At 52.4% G+C, this 21,807-nt stretch carries 2 protein-coding genes and 2 pseudogenes; all 4 read left to right on the top strand.

Annotation, left to right across the window (positions count from 1 at the left end; genetic code table 11):
- Positions 1 to 256 precede the first annotated feature (256 nt).
- Positions 257 to 11,011, top strand: a complete 10,755-nt coding sequence (gene srfAA / locus K3G25_RS15475) for a surfactin non-ribosomal peptide synthetase SrfAA (protein WP_232489387.1) — start codon at positions 257 to 259, stop codon at positions 11,009 to 11,011.
- Positions 11,012 to 11,032: 21 nt separating this feature from the next.
- Positions 11,033 to 14,125 (top strand): annotated as a pseudogene (gene srfAB, locus K3G25_RS15480) (surfactin non-ribosomal peptide synthetase SrfAB); the annotation flags it as partial.
- Positions 14,126 to 14,141: 16 nt separating this feature from the next.
- On the top strand, positions 14,142 to 14,306 hold the full coding sequence (comS, locus tag K3G25_RS15485; RefSeq protein ID WP_269194677.1) for a competence protein ComS: 165 nt from the start codon (positions 14,142 to 14,144) through the stop codon (positions 14,304 to 14,306).
- Positions 14,252 to 21,793, top strand: a pseudogene (gene srfAB, locus K3G25_RS15490) (surfactin non-ribosomal peptide synthetase SrfAB); the annotation flags it as partial. The gene comS and the pseudogene srfAB (K3G25_RS15490), both read left to right, overlap by 55 nt.
- Positions 21,794 to 21,807: the final 14 nt, after the last annotated feature.

Genomic DNA, 21,807 nt, shown 5'->3' on the forward strand with positions numbered 1-21,807 from the left:
ATATAGAAATACATGCAGAAATAGGTAAACCTTTCGTGCTTACAATCAATGGCTTTTTGTCTTGATTTCTCATAAATTTGATGCCGCATTTCGGACTGCGCGGGTGAACGGATGACGGATTTCGGCGGTGATTGAATCGGGATCGTTTTTGGAGGTAAGTGGTTCTTTTGGCTTGAGAATGAGTTAGGGACATAGAGGGAGGCTGTTTCTAAGGGAGAATTGACAACTTTATCTTAAAAAGGGGAGGCGCACACATATGGAAATAACTTTTTATCCTTTAACAAATGCTCAAAAACGTATCTGGTATACAGAAAAATTCTATCCGAACACAAGCATTTCAAATCTAGCAGGCTTCGGGAAACTCATTTCTGAAGACGGCGTACAGGCTCATTACGTTGAGAAAGCGATACAGGAATTCGTCCGGCGGTATGAGTCGATGAGAATCCGTCTGCGGCTTGATGATGAGGGGGAGCCCGTTCAATATGTGAGCGAATACCGTCCGCTCTCTATCGGGCACACGGATATCAGGCAAGCCGGCTGCTCTGCGGACGAGCTGTCCAAATGGGGGCGTGAAGAAGCCGGCAAGCCTCTGGCGTTATATGATCAGGATTTATTCCGTTTTTCCGTGCACACGATCAGTGAAAATGAGGTCTGGTTTTACGCTAATGTGCATCACATTATTTCAGACGGGATTTCCATGACGATTCTGGGCAATGCGATTACTGATATTTATTTGGAGCTTTCAGGCGGGACAAGTGAGGAACAGACGGAGATTCCTTCTTTTATTGAGCACGTGCTGACAGAGCAGGAATATGTGCAGTCGAAGCGGTTTAAAAAGGATCGGGATTTTTGGAACGGGCAGTTTGAGACCGTGCCGGAGCTTGTGTCCCTGAAACGGAGCCAGGCAGATGCGGGTCTTAATGCGAAACGGTTTTCTCAAGAAATTCCTCACGACTTATATGGCCGCATTCATTCATTCTGCGAGGAGCATAAAGTCAGCGTACTGTCTCTGTTCCAGTCAGCTCTGATCACTTATCTCTACAAAGTGACCGGCCGTGATGACGTTGTCACGGGTACGTTTATGGGAAACCGGACGAATGCGAAAGAAAAGCAGATGCTCGGGATGTTCGTATCTACGGTGCCTGTGCGGACAAGCGTTGACGGAGGACAGTCGTTCTTGGAATTCGTTAAAGGCCGGATGAAGGATCTGATGAAAATTCTCCGCCACCAAAAGTATCCGTATAACCTGCTTGTCAATGATTTGCGCGCTTCGAAAAGTTCGCTGAGCAGATTGTTTACGGTGGCTCTGGAGTACCAGGTGATGCAGTGGCAGAAAAAAGAGAATCTGTCCTTCCTGACAGAGCCTATTTTCAGCGGAAGCGGTACAAATGATATTTCAATTCATGTGAAGGAACGATGGGACACCGGGAAATTGACAATTGATTTTGACTATCGCAGCGACATTTTCAAGGGGGAAGAGATTGAATCTGTTTCTGAACGTTTGATCACGCTGATTGAAGATGCGATTTCATCTCCTGATCGCATAATTGATGAACTTACTCTTCTTTCTGAATCCGAGAAAGAGCGGCTGCTGAAACGGGCATCCGGCAATCCGGTGAATTACCGCAAGGAGATGACGATTCCAGGGCTGTTTGAAGAGAAAGTGAAGTCACTGTCTGACAAACCCGCGGCTGTGTATGAAGGCCGAACATTGTCCTATCGCACATTGCATGAACAGTCAGGACGTATTGCCGGACGCCTTCTTCAAGCCGGGATATCAGCCGATTCTCCTGTCGCGGTGCTGCTTGGCCGTTCTGAGCGTCTCATTGCGGCAATATTGGGAATTTTGAAAGCGGGCGGCGCCTATGTGCCGATAGATCCTGACTTTCCGGCGGATCGGATTCAGTACATTTTGGAGGACAGCGGAGCGAAGGCTGTTCTGACGGAAGCCGGAATACAGGCGCCTGCAGCGGATGCCGAACGGATTGATTTTGACGAGGCTGTTCAGTATGAGACGGCTGCGGACGGTGTCGGCATTCAATCAGACCGGCTGGCTTACATCATCTACACGTCAGGTACAACGGGGCGGCCGAAAGGCGTGATGATTGAGCACCGGCAAGTTCATCATCTGGTGCAATCACTGCAGCAGGAGATTTATCAATGCGGTGAGCAGACGTTAAGAATGGCGCTTTTGGCTCCGTTTCATTTTGATGCGTCCGTCAAACAGATTTTCGCTTCGCTTCTTTTGGGACAGACGCTTTATATCGTGCCGAAAACGACTGTGACGAATGGCTCGGCACTGCTGGACTATTATCGTCAAAACCGGATTGAAGCCACTGACGGAACGCCTGCGCATCTGCAGATGATGGTTGCGGCGGGAGATGTCAGCGGAATTGAACTCAGCCACATGCTCATTGGGGGAGAGGGCCTGTCCGCGGCTGTTGCTGAACAGCTGATGACGCTCTTTCATCAATCGGGCAGGACGCCGCGTCTGACGAATGTCTACGGGCCGACAGAAACGTGCGTAGATGCGTCCGTGCATCAGATGTCAGCCGATAACGGAATGAATCAACAGGCGGCGTACGTTCCGATCGGAAAACCGCTCGGCAACGCCCGTCTGTATATATTGGATAAGCACCAGCGGCTTCAGCCCGACGGCACGGCCGGTGAGCTGTATATCGCGGGTGATGGTGTAGGCCGCGGCTATTTAAATCTTCCGGATTTGACCGCAGAGAAGTTTTTGCAGGACCCGTTTAACGGAAGCGGCCGCATGTACCGCACGGGTGATATGGCGCGCTGGCTGCCGGACGGGACGATCGAATATATCGGCCGTGAAGATGATCAGGTGAAAGTCCGCGGCTACCGTATTGAGCTGGGAGAAATTGAAACGGTGCTCAGAAAAGCTCCGGGCGCGGCGCAGGCCGTCGTGCTGGCACGGCCGGATCAGCAGGGCAGCTTAGATGTCTGCGCATATATCGTTCAGGAAAAAGGAACCGAGTTTCACCCTGCCGAGTACAGGGAGTATGTGTCCAAGCACCTTCCTGATTACATGGTGCCCGCTTACTTTACAAAAACGGACGAAATTCCGCTCACGCCGAGCGGGAAGGCGGACCGCAAAAAGCTGTTTGCGCTTGATGTGCAGGCTGTCAGCTCATCCGAATATGCCGCGCCGAGAAATGAAACGGAGGAAATGCTCACCGTCATCTGGCAGGAAGTCCTCGGAATGGACAAGGCGGGCATTTATGATCATTTCTTCGAGTCAGGCGGTCATTCATTAAAGGCAATGACGCTTCTGACGAAAATTCATAAGCAAATGGGCGTTGAAATTCCGCTGCAATACTTGTTTGAGCATCCGACGATTGCGGCGCTTGCCGATTATGCGGAAAACCGAAACGAAGGACCGGCATTCAATGCAATTGAGCCGGCTGAGAAGCAGGCGAGCTATCCGCTTTCGCTCGCTCAGCAGCGGACTTATATCGCAAGCCAATTTGAAGACGCGGGAGTCGGATATAACATGCCGGCTGCGGCCATGATTGAGGGCGCTTTAGACCGTGAAAAGCTTGAGCGTGCATTTTCTGCCTTAATCAGCAGGCATGAAGCGCTCAGAACATCGTTTCAATCAGAGGACGGCACGCCGAGACAAGTGATTGGCGAGCATGTTCCGTTTCATATTGAAATGATCGAAGCGCGCGGAAGAACGAATGAACAGGTCATGAAGGACTTTGTGCGCCGTTTTGATTTATCTGAGGCGCCGCTGTTCAGAATCGGCCTGCAAACGCTCGGTCACAATCGCCATCTGCTGCTGTTTGATATGCATCACCTGATTTCTGACGGGGTGTCTATTTCCATCATGCTGAAGGAACTGGCTGACATCTACGGCGGAAATCAGCTGCCTGAATTGCGCATTCAATATAAAGATTATGCCGTATGGCAGGCGGAACGGGCGAAAGAAGGCTACAAGAAGGAGCGGGCGTACTGGAAAGAAGTCTTCAGCGGCGAACTGCCGGTGCTTCAGCTGCTCCCTGATTATCCGCGGCCGCAGGTGCAAAGCTTTGAAGGTGACCGCGTGTCCGCCAAGCTGCCGAAAATGCTGCGGGAACGGCTGCAGAAGCTTGCCGAGAAAAACGGAGCCACCCTTTACATGGTGCTGTTATCGGCATACTATACGCTGCTTTCTAAGTATTCAGGACAGGAAGACATCATCGTGGGAACACCGTCAGCGGGAAGAAATCACTCTGATACCGAGGGGCTTATCGGGATGTTTGTCAACACGCTCGCGCTGCGAAGCTCCGTGAAGCAGGATCAGACATTTGCCGGCTTGTTAGGTCATGTGCGCAAGCAGGTGCTGGATGCGTTTTCCCACCAGGATTATCCGTTTGAGTGGCTGACCGAGGAGCTGAACGTGCCCCGGGACATGAGCAGGCATCCGATATTTGACACGATGTTCAGTCTGCAAAATGCTTCGGACGGAATTCCGGAGATCGGTAATCTGACGCTGTCTCTTCATGAAACAAACTTCAACATCGCCAAATTCGACCTGACCATGCAGGCCCGGGAAACAGCGGAAGGCATTGCGCTTGATTTGGATTATTGCACGAAGCTGTTTAAGCGCTCAACTGCGGATCGCATGCTTGCGCACTATGTCCGTCTGCTGGAGAGCGCGGCAGCTCAGCCGGATGCGAAAATCAGCGAATATGATCTGCTTTCTGAACGGGAGGCTTTGACTCAATTACAGCAATTCAACCCGGAACGCACGGTATACCCGAAAGAGCAAACGATCGTGCAGATCTTTGAAGAACAAGCCCGAAAGAACCCTGACCGGACGGCTCTTCAGTTCGAAGGGGAAACCCTGTCGTATCAGCATCTGAATGAACGCGCCAACAGACTTGCGCGGCATATTCTTTCGGTCGGAGGAGGCGGAAAGACCGCGGCTGTTCTGTGTGAACGGTCAATGGATATGATTGTTTCCATTATGGCTGTGTTAAAAGCGGGGTCCGCCTATGTGCCGATTGATCCTGAGCATCCGGTTCAGCGGATTCAGCATTTCTTCCGCGACAGCGGGGCGAATGTGCTCCTGACTCAGCAAAGCCTCAAGCCGCTTGCGGAAAAGGCCGGTTTTCAAGGCGTCATTGTGCTTGCTGATGATGAGGCGAGCTATGAAAAGGACTCTCGCAATCCCGCATTGCCGTTTGATTCCAAAACGATTGCCAATCTCACTTATACATCAGGCACGACGGGAACGCCGAAAGGAAACATCGTCACACATGCCAACATTTTGCGGACGGTAAAGAACACGAACTATTTGACCGTTTCTGAAGAGGACACAGTGCTCGGTCTGTCAAACTACGTCTTTGACGCTTTTATGTTTGATATGTTCGGTTCGCTGTTAAACGGTGCAAAGCTTGTGATCGTCCCGAAAGATACGGTGCTGGATATGTCACGTCTGTCCCGTGTGATCAAACGGGAGAATGTAAGCATTTTGATGATTACGACGGCCCTGTTCCACCTGCTTGTTGATATGGAGCCGTCCTGTCTGACGACGCTTCGGAAAATCATGTTCGGGGGCGAAAGAGCGTCTGTAGAACATGTCAAAAAGGCGCTGGCGGCAGTCGGAAAAGGAAGACTGCTTCATATGTACGGCCCGTCGGAAAGCACGGTGTTTGCGACATACCATCCGGTGGATGTCATTGAAGAGGATACGCTCTCCGTTCCGATCGGGAAACCGGTCAGCAATACGGAAGTCTTTATCATGAACTCAGCCGGACGCATTCAGCCGGCGGGTATCGCGGGAGAGCTGTGCGTCAGCGGGGAAGGTCTCGTCGAAGGGTACTACAACCGTCCTGAACTGACGGAAGAAAAATTTGTAAAGCATCCGTTTAAGGAAGGTGAACGGATGTATAAAACGGGCGACTTGGCCAGATGGCTGCCGAATGGCGATATCGAGTTTATCGGACGTATCGACCATCAGGTGAAAATCCGCGGTCAGCGGATTGAGCTTGGCGAAATTGAGCATCAGCTCCAAAGCCATGACCAGATTCAGGAATGCATTGTGCTCGCTGTGGATCAGGGCGCGGGTGACAAACTTCTTTGCGCGTATGTTGTCGGCCTCCGAGAAATCTCTTCCCGGGAGCTGAGGGAGCATACGGCGAAGGATCTTCCGGCTTATATGATTCCGTCCGTCTTTATTCAATTGGATGAACTGCCTCTTACAGGGAACGGAAAAATCGACAGACGGGCGCTGCCGATGCCGGATGTGACCGCAGCGAATGCCGTGGCATATACGGCGCCGCGCAATGAAACAGAACAAAAACTGGCGGATATTTGGGCTGAGGTGCTGCAAATGGAACGTGTCGGCGTCCATGATCAGTTCTTTGAGATCGGGGGCCACTCGTTAGCGGGGATGAAACTGCTGGCCCTTATCCAGAAGACATTCGGCGTGCAGCTTACCTTAAAGGATCTGTTCACTTCTCCGACGGCTGCGGGGCTGGCGCATCTGATTGAAGGGGCTGAGCGGAAGGCGGCTGAGAGCATCACACCGGCGGCCGAGCAGGAAACGTATCCGGTTTCTTCACCGCAGAAGCGGATGTTCGTGCTTCAGCAGCTGGAGGGCGCTGAAACAAGCTATAACATGCCGTCTGTGCTCCGCTTAAAAGGAAAGCTTGATGCAGAAAAGCTGAAATCCGTCATGAAACAGCTGACAGAACGCCATGAAGCCTTCAGAACGACATTTGACATAAAGGATGGAGAAACGGTTCAGCGCATATGGGCGGAAGCTGATATCGACTTGGAATATTATGAAGCCTCTGAAGAAGATGCTGAACGGATTATTCAGAGCTTTATCCGGCCGTTCCGCCTGGATCAGCTTCCCCTCGTCAGAACGGGACTGGTCAAGTTGGCTGAACATGACCACCTGCTGCTGTTTGATATGCACCATATCATTTCGGACGGCGCTTCAGTCGGCGTGCTGATAGATGAACTGTCCCGCTTATATGGCGGCGAAACGCTTGAGCCGCTGCGGATTCATTATAAAGACTATGCGGTATGGCAGCAGAAATTTATTCAATCAGAGCAGTACCGCAAGCAGGAGGAGCATTGGCTTCGGGAGCTTGACGGCGAGCTTCCGGTATTGACGCTGCCGGCTGATTACAGCCGTCCGGCCGTGCAAACCTTTGAAGGAGACAAGCTGGTCTTTTCTCTGACTGAGGAACAGACGTCGGCTCTTCGCAGTCTTGCGAAACAAACGGATTCTACCATGTACATGGTGCTGCTGGCGTCATACAGCGCCTTTCTCTCAAAACTGAGCGGACAGCATGACATCATTGTCGGCTCGCCGGTTGCGGGACGGTCACATGCGGATCTCGCAAACGTCATCGGTGTTTTTGTGAATACACTCGCGCTTCGTACGTATCCGGAAGCGGACAAAACGTTCACGGACTATCTTAAAGAAGTGAAACAAACCGCTTTACATGCATTTGACGCGCAGGATTATCCGCTTGAAGACCTTCTGCAAAAGGTTGAGGTGCAGCGTGATACGAGCAGAAATCCGCTGTTTGATGCGGTATTTTCAATGCAAAATGCAAATGCGGAAGATCTGGTCATGGAAGGAATTGAGCTGAAGCACCATCCGTTTGACAGAAAAACAGCCAAGTTTGACCTGACAATGACGGCTGAGGACACAGACGAAGGCTTAACGTTTGTGCTTGAATATAACACCGCGCTGTTTAAACCGGAAACGGCAGAGACATGGAAGCATTACTGGCTTCATCTGTTAGAAGCCGCAGCGGAAAATCCGGCCGCGAAACTTTCTGAGCTTTCATTGGTGAATAAAACAGAAAAACAAGCCCTCCTTAATGCATGGAAAGGAAAAACACTCTCTGTGCCGCGGGACAAAACGGTTCACCGTCTCTTTGAAGAAACAGCCGCTCGCCACGCGAACCGGCCGGCCGCGGCATATAACGGCGCGAAATGGACGTACGGCGAGCTGAACGCAAGGGCGAACCGGATCGCGCGCATTCTCATGGACTGCGGCGTCACGGCTGACGAGCGTGTCGGCATCCTGACGAAACCGTCCTTGGAAATGGCCGCGGGCGTACTCGGCGTCCTGAAAGCGGGCGCGGCATTTGTGCCGATTGATCCGGACTATCCGGAAGAGCGGATCAGCTACATTCTGCAGGACAGCGGCGCCAAGCTTCTTCTCACACAGGAAGCGCTGGACGTGCCGGACAGCTACAACGGAGAAACGATTCTGCTTGACGGCAGCCGCTCCATTCTGAGCCTGCCGCTTGATGAAAACGATGAAGCGAACCCGCAGACGGAAACAACGGCGGATCATCTCGCTTATATGATTTACACATCAGGAACGACCGGACAGCCGAAAGGTGTCATGGTCGAACACCATGCGCTGGTGAACCTGTGCTTCTGGCATCACGACGCATTCGCCATGACGGCGGATGATAAAAGCGCCAAATACGCGGGCTTCGGTTTTGACGCCTCCATCTGGGAGATGTTCCCGACATGGACCATCGGCGCGGAACTTCACGTCATTGACGAAGCGATCCGGCTGGATATCACCCGCTTAAATCACTATTTCGAAGAGCACGGCGTGACCATCACCTTCCTGCCTACGCAGCTCGCCGAACAATTTATGGAGCTGGAAAATACTTCTCTCCGCATGCTTCTCGTCGGCGGCGATAAGCTGAAGCGGGCGGTGAAACAGCCGTACACGATCGTCAACAACTACGGCCCGACGGAAAACACCGTCGTCGCGACAAGCGGCGTCATCAATCCGGAGGAAGGGTCGCTTTCGATCGGACGGGCGATTGCCAATACGAGAGTTTATATTCTCGGCGACGGCGATCAGGTGCAGCCGGAAGGCATTGCCGGTGAATTGTGCGTGGCCGGCCGCGGACTTGCGCGCGGATACCTGAACCGTGAAGAAGAAACGGCGAAGCGGTTTACCGCAGATCCGTTCGTGCCCGGCGAGCGCATGTACCGGACCGGCGACCTCGTCAAATGGAACGCGCAGTGCGGCATCGAATACATCGGGCGTATCGACCAGCAGGTCAAAGTGCGGGGCTACCGGATCGAGCTATCAGAAATCGAAGTCCGCCTCGCCCAGCTTGCGGACGTTCATGACGCAGCGGTGACGACAGTGGAAGACAAAGCGGGCAATACCGCGCTTTGCGCCTATGTCGCGCCTCAGCAGGACGATATCGAAACGCTCAAAGCCGCGCTGAAAGACACGCTGCCTGACTACATGGTGCCGGCGTTCTGGGTGGAGATGGACGAGCTTCCGGTCACCGCAAACGGAAAGATTGACAAAAAAGCCTTGCCGGCGCCTGACATTGAAGCGGGAAGTGCCGCGTACAAAGCGCCGGAAACGGAGATGGAGACGCTGCTTTCCGACATTTGGCAGGAAGTGCTCGGTCTTGACCAGATCGGCGTAAGCGATAATTTCTTCACGCTCGGCGGGGACTCGATCAAAGGCATCCAAATGGCAAGCCGTCTGAACCAGCACGGCTACAAGCTGGAGATGAAAGACCTCTTCCAGCACCCGACCATTGAAGAGCTCGTCTCCTATGTGGAGCGAACGGAAGGCAAGCAGGCCGACCAGGGACCTGTCGAAGGCGAAGCGGAGTTAACGCCGATCCAGCGCTGGTTCTTTGAGAAAAACTTCACCGACAAACACCACTGGAATCAATCCGTCATGCTTCACGCGAAAGACGGCTTTGATCCGGAGATAACAGAAAAAACATTACATGTCCTGACGGTGCACCATGATGCGCTCCGGATGATTTATCGTGAACAAAAACCGTATTACAGAGGGCTTGAGGATGTGTCTGTTGAACTGAACGTCTTTGAGCTGAACGGACCTGCTGAAGACCATGAGGACCGTATCGAAAGGGAAGCAGACCGTCTTCAAAGCAGTATTTCACTGGAAATAGGACATCTGCTGAAGGCCGGGCTCTTCCAGGCTGAAGATGGAGACCACCTTCTTCTCGCAATCCATCACTTAGTCGTGGATGGTGTATCTTGGCGGATTTTACTGGAGGACTTTACGTCCGTTTATACGCAGCTGAAGCAAGGCAATGAACCGGCGCTGCCGCCGAAAACACATTCATTCGCCGAATTTGCTGAAAGAATCAAAGAATACGCAAATACGAAGGCGTTTCTGAAAGAAGCGGATTACTGGAGAGAGCTTGAGGAAAAAGAGGTGTGCACTCAGCTTCCGAAAGACAGGCAGTCTGGTGATCAGCGCATGAAACATACGAGAACGGTCAGCTTCTCTCTGACGCCTGAACAAACTGAACAGCTGACGACAAACGTACATGAAGCCTATCACACCGAAATGAACGACATCCTGCTCACGGCGCTCGGATTGGCGCTGAAAGAGTGGACGGGTGAAGACACGATCGGCGTTCATTTGGAAGGCCACGGGCGCGAAGATATTCTTGACGGCCTGAATATCACCCGGACGGTCGGATGGTTTACGAGCATGTATCCGATGATCCTTGAGATGAAGCACGCCGACGATCTTTCATATCAGCTGAAACAAATGAAAGAAGACATCAGACACATCCCGAACAAAGGAGTCGGCTACGGCATTCTGCGTTATGTAACGGCGCCTGAGCATAAAGAGAATCTTTCATTTGAGATTGATCCGGATATCAGCTTTAACTACTTAGGCCAGTTTAATGAGATGTCGGATTCCGGCTTATTTACAAGATCCGGGATGCCGTCAGGACAATCGCTGAGCCCTGACACAGAGAAGCCGAATGCGCTTGATATTGTCGGATTTATAGAAAACGGGCAGATGACGATGACGTTTGCCTATCATTCTCTCGAATTTCATGAAAAAACCATTCAATCGTTCAGTGACAGCTTTAAAGGGCACCTCTTGAAAATCATAGATCACTGCCTGGCCCAAGACGGACCTGAGCTTACGCCTAGTGATCTTGGCGATGATGATCTGACGCTTGATGAACTTGATAAATTAATGGAAATTCTCTAACAGAAAAGACAGAGGTGACATATGAGCAAAAAATCGATTCAAAAGGTGTATGCACTCACACCGATGCAGGAGGGAATGCTGTATCATGCGCTGCTTGATCCGCATTCTTCCTCCTACTTCACACAATTAGAGCTTAGGATCCACGGAAGCTTTCAGCTGGAGCTTTTTGAAAAAAGCGTCAATGAGCTGATCCGGACATATGACATCCTGCGTACGGTATTCGTGCACCAGCAGCTTCAAAAACCGCGCCAAGTCGTATTGGCGGAGCGGAAGACGAAGGTGCACTATGAAGATATCAGTCAATTAGATGAAGCGCGCCAAACCGAATATATTGAACGTTATAAACGCAGCGTGCAGCAGCAGGGCTTTCATCTGGCGAAGGATATTCTCTTTAAAGCGGCGGTGTTCAGACTCAGTGAGAAGGAGCTGTATCTCGTCTGGAGCAATCATCATATCGTCATGGACGGCTGGAGTATGGGCGTTTTGATGAAAAGCCTGTTCCAAAACTATGAAGCGCTTCGTACCGGCCGGCCCGCCGGGGGAAGCCAGGGCAAACCTTACTCTGACTATATCAAATGGCTCGGAGGCCGGGATTATGAGGAGGCGGAACAATATTGGAGCAGCCGCCTGGCGGATTTCGAACAGCCGAGCCTGCTCCCGGGCCGTCTGGCAGCAGAAAAGAAAGACTACCAAAATGAAGAATATTCTTTTGTCTGGGATGAAGAGCTGGTCGCGCAGATTCAGCAGACCGCCAACCGGCATCAAGTCACGGGGCCTAACCTGTTTCAGGCCGTTTGGGGTGCGGTGCTCAGCAAATACAACTATACAGACGATGTGGTGTTCGGCACCGTTGTATCAGGCCGTCCTTCAGAAATCAACGGCATAGAAACGATGGCGGGGCTGTTCATCAATACGATTCCCGTCAGAATCAAGATTGACAAAGGTGCAGCCTTTTCGGACGTGATGGCGGCAGTTCAGAAAAACGCCGTGGAAGCCGAGCGCTATGATTATGTGCCGCTCTATGACATTCAAAAGCGCTCCGCCCTGGACGGCAGCCTCTTAAATCATTTGGTCGCGTTTGAAAACTATCCGCTGGACAAAGAGCTGGAAAACGGGGGCATGGAGGAAAGACTCGGCTTTTCCATTAAAGTTGAACATGCTTTTGAGCAGACGAGCTTTGATTTCAATCTCATCGTGTATCCGGGAAAAACGTGGACTGTCAAAATCAAATACAACGGAGCGGCTTTCGCCCATGATGCCATCGAACGAACGGCGCATCATCTGACCCGCATGATGAAAGCGGCGGTCGGAACGCCTGACGCGCCCGTGCGGGAACTCGGCCTTGTTTCAGGTGAAGAAGAGCGGCAGATTGTTGAGGTATTCAATGATACGAAAACGGCGCTTCCGGAAGAGGAGACCGTTCACCGTTTGTTTGAAGCACAGGCAAACCGGACGCCTGCAAGTATCGCGATAAAAGGAGCGGGACGCGAATGGACCTACCGTGAAGTGAACGAAGCGGCCAACCGCCTGGCGAAACACCTTGTGAAGAGCGGGCTGGAAAAAGGCCGGACCGCCGCTATTATGAACGACCGGTCTGCGGAAACCGTTATCGGAATGCTTGCCGTCTTAAAAGCAGGCGGCGCATATGTGCCGATTGATCCGGCTTTTCCGGAGGACCGTCTCCGCTTTATGGCGGAAGACAGCTCGATTCGGCTCGTGCTGACAGTTCAGGACTATCAAGAACAAGCGGGCGCATTGCAAGTCCCGGTCGTCATGCTGGATGAAAGCGCGGATGAAACGGTAAGCGGAACAGACTTGAATCTTCCGGCCGGCGGCAACGACTTGGCGTATATCATGTATACATCCGGATCGACCGGCAAACCGAAAGGCGTCATGATTGAACACAGAAATATCATCAGGCTCGTCAAACATTCGAATTACGTGCCGGTTCATGAAGAAGACCGGATGGCGCAAACGGGAGCCGTCAGCTTTGATGCCGGAACCTTCGAAGTCTTCGGCGCATTGCTGAACGGAGCGTCATTGCACCCGGTGAAAAAAGAGACGCTGCTTGACGCCGGACAATTCGCCCAATTTCTGAAAGAGCAGCGGATCACGACCATGTGGCTGACGTCTCCGCTGTTTAATCAGCTTGCCCAAAAGGATGCCGGCATGTTTAACACGCTCCGGCACCTCATCATCGGCGGTGATGCGCTTGTGCCGCATATCGTCAGCAAAGTGAGGAAGGCATCACCGGAGCTGTCGCTTTGGAACGGCTACGGGCCGACGGAGAATACGACGTTTTCGACGAGTTTCCTCATTGATCAGGACTACGACGGCTCGATCCCGATCGGGAAGCCGATAGGAAATTCCACTGCGTACATTATGGATGAAAACCGCAACCTCCAGCCGATCGGCGCGCCCGGTGAGCTGTGCGTCGGCGGAAGCGGAGTGGCAAGAGGCTATGTGAATCTGCCTGAATTAACGGAGAAGCAGTTTGTACGCGATCCGTTCAGACCGGATGAAATGATATACCGGACGGGGGACTTGGCGAAGTGGCTTCCGGACGGCACGATCGAGTTTCTCGGCAGAATTGACAACCAAGTAAAGGTCCGCGGTTTCAGAATCGAGCTCGGCGAAATCGAGGCGAAAATCAGCCAGGCGGAGAATGTGACGGAATCTGCGGCTGTGATCCGGAAAAATAAAGCGGATGAAAATGAAATCTGCGCTTACTTTACCGCAGACCAAGCCCTTTCGCCGGAAGACCTGCGCAAAACGCTTTCGGAATCACTTCCGGAATACATGATTCCGGCGCACTTCATCCAGATGAATCAGTTTCCGCTGACGGCGAACGGAAAGATTGATAAAAAAGCGCTGCCTGAGCCTCAGGCTGAAGCCGTTCAAAAAGAATACGTAGCGCCGAAAACGGAAGCGGAGCAGAAACTCGCGGACATTTGGGAAGGCATTCTCGGTGTAAAAGCGGGTGTGACTGACAATTTCTTCACGATTGGCGGACATTCTTTAAAAGCCATGATGATGACCGCTAAAATTCAGGAGCACTTTCAAAAAGAAGTGCCGATTAAAGTGTTATTTGAAAAGCCGACCATTCAGGAGCTTGCGCATTATTTGCAGCATGAGAGCGAGGAGGAGCAGCAGTTTGAACCGATCCGACAAGCGCCTTATCAGAAGCATTATCCTGTTTCCTCAGCACAGCGCAGGATGTATATCCTTAATCAGCTCGGACAGGCCAGCACGAGCTACAACGTCCCTGCTGTACTTTTGCTGGAAGGATCAGTAGACAAAAAGCGTCTTGAGGAGGCCATGCAGGCATTAATCAACCGTCATGAGACACTGCGTACGTCGTTTGACATGGCAGATGGAGAAGTCGTGCAGACCATTCATAAAAATGTGTCGTTTGAGCTTGAAACCGCCGAGGGCCGGGAAGAAGATGCAGAAGAGCTGACAAAAGCCTTTATCAGACCGTTTGTGCTCAACCGCGCGCCGCTTGTCCGTTCGAAGCTGATCCGGCTTGAAGAAGACCGGCATCTTCTGCTGATTGACATGCACCACATTATTACGGACGGAAGCTCAATGGGCATTTTCATCGGTGATCTTGCGAAGCTTTATCAAGGCACGGAGCTTGCGCTGCCAAAGATTCATTATAAGGATTTTTCAGTCTGGCAGCGTGAAAAAGCAAATCTCGATCAGCACGAAGCCTACTGGCTTGAGACGTTCAAAGGCGATCTGCCGGTGTTGGATCTGCCGCTTGATTTCCCGCGGCCTGCCGAGCGCAGTTTTGAAGGGGAACGCGTCATCTTCGGGCTTGATAAACAGGTGACGGCGCAGATTAAGAAACTGCTGGCTGATACGGATACGACGATGTACATGTTCTTGTTAGCCGCTTTTCAAGTGCTGCTGTCCAAATATTCGGGGCAGGAAGACATCATAGTCGGGTCTCCGGCGGCCGGTAGACAGCATCCTGATCTCCAAGACGTGCCGGGCATGTTTGTCAACACAGTTGCGCTTCGGTCGCATCCTGCCGGCAAAAAAACGTTCAAACAATTTCTGGATGAGGTGAAAACAGCGAGCCTTCAAGCTTTTGAGCATCAAAGCTATCCGCTTGAAGAATTAATTGAAAAACTGCCGTTAACGAGGGACACAAGCCGGAGTCCGCTGTTCAGCGTGTTATTTAATATGCAGAACATGGAGATCCCGGCCCTGCGGCTCGGAGATTTGGAGATTTCTTCATACTCCATGCATCATCATGTCGCTAAATTTGATCTTTCCTTAGAAGCGGCTGAACGCGGAGAAGAGGTCGGATTGAGCTTTGATTACGCGAAAGCCTTATTTGCGGACGAAACCATCCGCCGCTGGAGCGCTCATTTTGTCAATCTGATTAAAGCCTGCGCTGAAAATCCGGATATTCAGCTGTCCGACGCAAGCCTGCTGTCCGCTCCTGAACGGGAAGCGCTCCTTTCTGATGAAAAACGTACGGAAGCGGATCTGCCTGAGGGCACTTTTGTTTCGCTGTTTGAACGCCAAGCGCAAAAAACGCCTGATCTCACGGCGGTTGCGGGCGGAATAAGTCTGACATATCGTGAGCTTGATGAACGCTCGAACCGGTTTGCCCGCCACCTTCAGTCTTGCGGAACGGGCAGTGAGGACATCGTGGCCATTATGATGGATCGTTCGGCCGACTTGATTCCCGCGATTCTCGGCGTCATGAAAGCCGGAGCGGCATTTCTCCCGATTGATCCGGAGACTCCTGAAGAGAGAATCCGCTACTCTCTTGAAGACAGCGGAACGAAGCTTCTGGTCGTCAATGAGAGAAACATGACCGCGGCCGCCGTTTATAAAGGAAAAACGATCGTAATGGAAGACGGAGAATGGCAGAACGAAAGCGCCGGCCGGCTTGAAACGAAGCCCGGCGCCGACCAGCTTGCCTATATCATTTATACCTCGGGAACAACGGGCAAACCGAAAGGCGTCCAGCTGGAGCACCGCAATCTAATCAATTATGTCACATGGTTCAGCCGTGAAGCCGGTTTGACTGAAGCTGACAAATCTGTGCTGCTGTCTTCTTACGCATTTGATCTCGGCTATACGGCTATATTCCCGATTCTTCAGGCGGGCGGAGAGCTGCACATTGTGCCGAAAGAGACGTACACCGCGCCTGATCAGCTTGGTGAGTATATACAGAAAAACGGCATTACGTATATGAAATTGACGCCGTCATTGTTCCATATGATCGTCAATACAGCCCGTTTTACGTCAGAACGCCGTTTCAGCCCGCTTCGTTTAGTGGTGCTCGGCGGAGAAAAGATCATCACGTCCGATGTCCGCAAGTTTCATGACGTATACGCCCATACCGACTTCATCAATCACTACGGGCCGACGGAAACGACGATCGGCGCCATTGCCGGACGGATCAATATGGAGCGCCTTGATCAATATGAGCAGCGTCCCGTCATCGGCCGCCCGATCGCGAATACCGGCGCGCTTGTATTGGACGGAGCAATGCAGCTCGTGCCTCCGGGCGCAAGCGGCGAGCTTTATATTACCGGAAAGGGGCTTGCCAGAGGATATCTTCACCGTCCGCAGCTGACGGCGGAGAAATTTCTCTCAAATCCTTTTTCACCGGACAGCCTGATGTACAAAACGGGAGATGTCGTCCGCAGGCTTTCTGACGGGACGATTGAATTTATCGGCCGTGCGGATGATCAGGTGAAAATCCGGGGCTACCGCATTGAATTAAAAGAGGTTGAAACCGTGCTGTTAAGCGTAAACGGCATTCAGGAGGCGGTCGTTCTCGCAGTCAGCGAAGGCGGGCTGCCGGAACTGTGCGCGTACTATAAAGCCGGCAGCGAGCTGAAAGGCTCTGAGCTTCGCAAACGGCTTTCCGAAACACTGCCGTCTCATATGCTCCCGGCTTATTTCGTGCAGGTAGACCGCATTCCGCTCACAGCAAACGGAAAAACCGATAAAAACGCCCTCCCGAAACCGGGCGTCAGCCAAACGGCGCAAACAGCTTCAGCCTTGCCGGAAACGGAATTGGAGGAAAAACTGTGCCGCATTTGGAAACAGACACTCGGTACGGATACGCTCGGCATCGACGATAATTTCTTCGATTATGGCGGGCACTCTTTAAAAGGCATGATGCTCCTCGCCAATATTCAGGCTGAACTGGACAAAACGGTTCCGTTAAAAGCGCTGTTCGAACAGCCGACTGTCCGCCTGTTTGCCGCATATATCGAAAAATCAGCGGTATCTGAGGGGTATCGGATGATCACGCCGGCCGACAGTGCAGACGCGTACCCGTTATCATCCGCCCAAAAACGGATGTACGTCCTGAACCAGCTTGACCGGGAGACAATCAGTTATAATATGCCGTCCGTTCTTCTGATGGAAGGAGAAGTCAATATTTCAAGGCTTCAGGAAGCGCTCAATCAGATGATCAATCGCCACGAGTCTTTGCGGACGTCCTTTATCGATCAAAACGGCCGCCCGATGCAGCAGATCGCAGAACAGGCTGACATCGACCTGCACATCTTTGAAGCAGCGGACGAGGAGAAAGCGGATCTTATCATTCAGGCATTCATTAAGCCGTTTGATCTGAGCGCGGCTCCGCTCATTCGGGCCGCTCTTGTCAGACTGAACGAAAAGAAACACCTGCTGCTGCTGGATATGCACCATATTATTGCCGACGGCGTGTCCAGAAGCATGCTGGTCAAAGAGCTCGCTCATCTTTACAAAGGCGGAAGCCTGCCGTCGCCGAACCTGCACTATAAAGACTTCGCCGTCTGGCAGAATGAACCTGAGCAGGCCGAACGGATGAAAGACCATGAGCGTTATTGGCTCTCCGCATTTTCCGGCGAGCTTCCTGAATTGAATCTGCCGACCGATTTCCCCCGTCCGCCGGTTCAAAGTTTTAAAGGACAATCCGTCCGTTTCAGAGCGGGGCGTGAAACGGAAAAAGCGGTGCGTGAATTAATGGAATCATCGGGAGCGACTCTTCATATGGTGCTTCACGCCGCGTTCCATGTCTTTTTGAGCAAAATCACGGGGCAGCGCGATATCATTATCGGCTCGGTGACCGCCGGAAGAACGAACGCCGAAGTTCAGGAAATGCCGGGGATGTTTGTCAATACGCTTGCGCTTCGCAATGAAACGCGCAAAGAGCAGACCTTCGCCGGGCTGCTCGAACGGGTGAAACAAACCAATCTCGACGCGCTGGCGCATCAGGATTATCCGTTTGAGGATCTGATCGGAAAGCTTGACCTGCCGAGAGACATGAGCCGCAACCCGTTGTTCCAGGTGATGGTGACGACAGAAGATCCGGATAAAGAAACGCTGGAACTGGAGAACCTGCGCATCACTCCGTATGAGTCAAACCAAGGCACGGCGAAATTCGATCTGACACTCGGCGGGTTTACGGATCAAGAAGGCCTCGGCCTTCAGTTTGAATATGCGACTGATTTGTTTAAAAAAGAAACAATTGAAAAGTGGAGCGCCGGGTTCCTGCGGATTCTGAAGCAAGCGGCAGAAAGCCCGGACAGAAAGCTGCCTGAGATTTCACTGATCAGCGATGCTGAAAAACAAGCCCTCCTTGATGCATGGAAAGGAAAAACAATTTCTGTGCCGCGGGACAAAACGGTTCACCGTCTCTTTGAAGAAACGGCCGCCCGCCACGCGAACCGGCCGGCCGCGGCATATAACGGCGCGAAATGGACGTACGGAGAGCTGAACGCAAGGGCGAACCGGATCGCGCGCATCCTCATGGACTGCGGCGTCACGGCTGACGAGCGTGTCGGCATCCTGACGAAACCGTCCTTGGAAATGGCCGCGGGCGTACTCGGCGTCCTGAAAGCGGGCGCGGCATTTGTGCCGATTGACCCCGACTACCCGGAAGAGCGGATCAGCTACATTCTGCAGGACAGCGGCGCCAAGCTTCTTCTCACACAGGAAGCGCTGGGCGTGCCGGAAAGCTACAAAGGAGAAACGATCCTGCTTGACGGCGGACGCTCCATTCTGAGCCTGCCGCTTGATGAAAACGATGAAGCGAACCCGCAGACGGAAACAACGGCGGATCATCTCGCTTATATGATTTACACGTCAGGAACGACCGGACAGCCGAAGGGTGTCATGGTCGAACATCATGCGCTGGTGAACCTGTGCTTCTGGCATCACGACGCATTCGCCATGACGGCAGATGATAAAAGCGCCAAATACGCGGGCTTCGGTTTTGACGCCTCCATCTGGGAAATGTTCCCGGCATGGACCATCGGCGCGGAGCTTCACGTCATTGACGAAGCGATCCGGCTGGATATCACCCGCTTAAATCACTATTTCGAAGAGCACGGCGTGACCATCACCTTCCTGCCGACGCAGCTGGCCGAACAATTTATGGAGCTGGAAAATACCTCTCTCCGCATGCTTCTCGTCGGCGGCGATAAGCTGAAGCGGGCGGTGAAACAGCCGTACACGATCGTCAACAACTACGGCCCGACGGAAAACACCGTCGTCGCGACAAGCGGCGTCATCAATCCGGAGGAAGGATCGCTTTCGATCGGACGGGCGATTGCCAATACGAGAGTTTATATTCTTGGCGGCGGCGATCAGGTGCAGCCGGAAGGCATTGCCGGTGAATTGTGCGTGGCCGGCCGCGGTCTGGCGCGCGGATACCTGAACCGGGAAGAAGAAACGGCGAAGCGGTTTACCGCAGATCCGTTCGTGCCCGGCGAGCGCATGTACCGGACCGGCGACCTCGTCAAATGGAACGCGCAGTGCGGCATCGAATACATCGGCCGTATCGACCAGCAGGTCAAAGTGCGGGGCTACCGGATCGAGCTTTCAGAAATCGAAGTCCGCCTCGCCCGGCTTGCGGACGTTCATGACGCAGCGGTGACGGCGGTGGAAGACAAAGCGGGCAATACCGCGCTTTGCGCCTATGTCGCGCCTCAGCAGGACGATATCGAAACGCTCAAAGCCGCGCTGAAAGACACGCTGCCTGACTACATGGTGCCGGCGTTCTGGGTGGAGATGGACGAGCTTCCGGTCACCGCAAACGGAAAGATTGACAAAAAAGCCCTGCCGGAACCGGACATTGAAGCGGGAAGCGCCGCTTACAAAGCGCCAGAAACGGAGATGGAGACGCTGCTTTCTGACATTTGGCAGGAAGTGCTCGGTCTTGACCAGATCGGCGTAAGCGATAATTTCTTCACGCTCGGCGGCGACTCGATCAAAGGTATCCAAATGGCGAGCCGCCTGAACCAGCACGGGTATAAATTGGAGATGAAAGACCTCTTCCAGCACCCGGCCATCGAAGAGCTCGTCTCCTACGTGGAGCGGACGGAAGGCAAGCAGGCCGACCAGGGCCCTGTCGAAGGCGAAGCGGAGTTAACGCCGATCCAGCGCTGGTTCTTTGAGAAAAACTTCACGGACAAACACCGCTGGAACCAATCCGTCATGCTTCACGCGAAAGACGGCTTTGATCCGGACCTGGTGGAAAAAACCCTGCAAGCATTGATTGAACACCATGATGCGCTCCGCATGGTGTACCGTGAAGAAAGGGAAGGCATCATTCAGACATACCTCCCTGTCACAGAATGCAAGGCAAGCTTTGACATCGTTGATCTGTACGGAACTGACGAGGATATGCTGAAAAGCCAGATTCAGCGGCTTGCCGATCATCTTCAGGGAAGTCTGGATCTGGAGAACGGCCCGCTGTTAAAAGCGGAGCAATACCGGACAGAACAAGGCGATCATCTGTTAATCGCGGTTCACCATCTCGTCGTGGACGGGGTTTCATGGAGAATTCTGCTTGAGGATTTCGCTTCAGGTTATAAACAGGCGCAGCAGCAAAACAGCATCGTCCTCCCGCAAAAAACCCACTCCTTTAAAGATTGGGCGGAGGCGCTGAACACATTTGCGCAATCAGAAGAGCTGAAAAAGCAGGCGGATTATTGGGCGCAGGCAGATGCGGAAGAACTCCGGCCGCTGCCGAAAGACCATGATCCGAACAAACGGCTCGTCAAACATACGGCGGCCGTGAAATGTGAATTAACTGAGGAAGAAACGGCACAGCTGCTTACAGATGTTCATCATCCGTACGGAACGGAAATCAACGACATTCTGCTCAGCGCGCTCGGCTTAACGATCGGTGAATGGACGGAAAACGGCAAAGTCGGCATCAACTTAGAAGGACACGGCCGGGAAGAAATCATACCGAATGTCAATATTTCACGGACGGTCGGCTGGTTTACGGCCCAATATCCTTTGATTCTGCAAATCAGCAAGGAAGACGGCATCTCTTCCGTCATTAAAACGGTAAAAGAGACGGTGCGGCGCGTTCCTGATAAAGGTGTAGGATACGGGATTCTCCGGTATCTGTCATCCGATGAAACAGAACAAGGCGCCGCGCCTGAAATCAGTTTTAACTACTTAGGGCAGTTTGACAATGAAGTGAAAACGGAATGGTTTGAGCCGTCTCCATATGATATGGGACGTCAAGTCAGCGAAGAGTCAGAGGCGTTATACGCACTGAGCTTCAGCGGGATGGTTACAGGCGGCCGCTTCGTCATTTCCTGCTCATACAATCAGGAAGAATATGAAAGAAGCACCGTCGAAACACAGATGCAGCGGTTTAAAGACAATCTCTTAATGATCATCCGCCATTGCACGGCCAAAGAGGAGAAAGAATTTACGCCGAGCGATTTCAGCGCGCAGGATCTTGAGATGGATGAAATGGGAGACATCTTTGACATGCTTGAGGAGAATTTAACGTGACAAAAACAGATCAC

It is taken from the genome of Bacillus sp. FCW2, from assembly GCF_021228595.1.
GTDB lineage: Bacteria > Bacillota > Bacilli > Bacillales > Bacillaceae > Bacillus > Bacillus velezensis.

Excerpts from the sequence above, each read along its gene's own strand:
- srfAA (WP_232489387.1), top strand. The coding sequence starts at position 257 with ATGGAAATAACTTTTTATCCTTTAACAAATGCTCAAAAACGTATCTGG.
- comS (WP_269194677.1), top strand. The coding sequence starts at position 14,142 with ATGAGAGCGAGGAGGAGCAGCAGTTTGAACCGATCCGACAAGCGCCTT.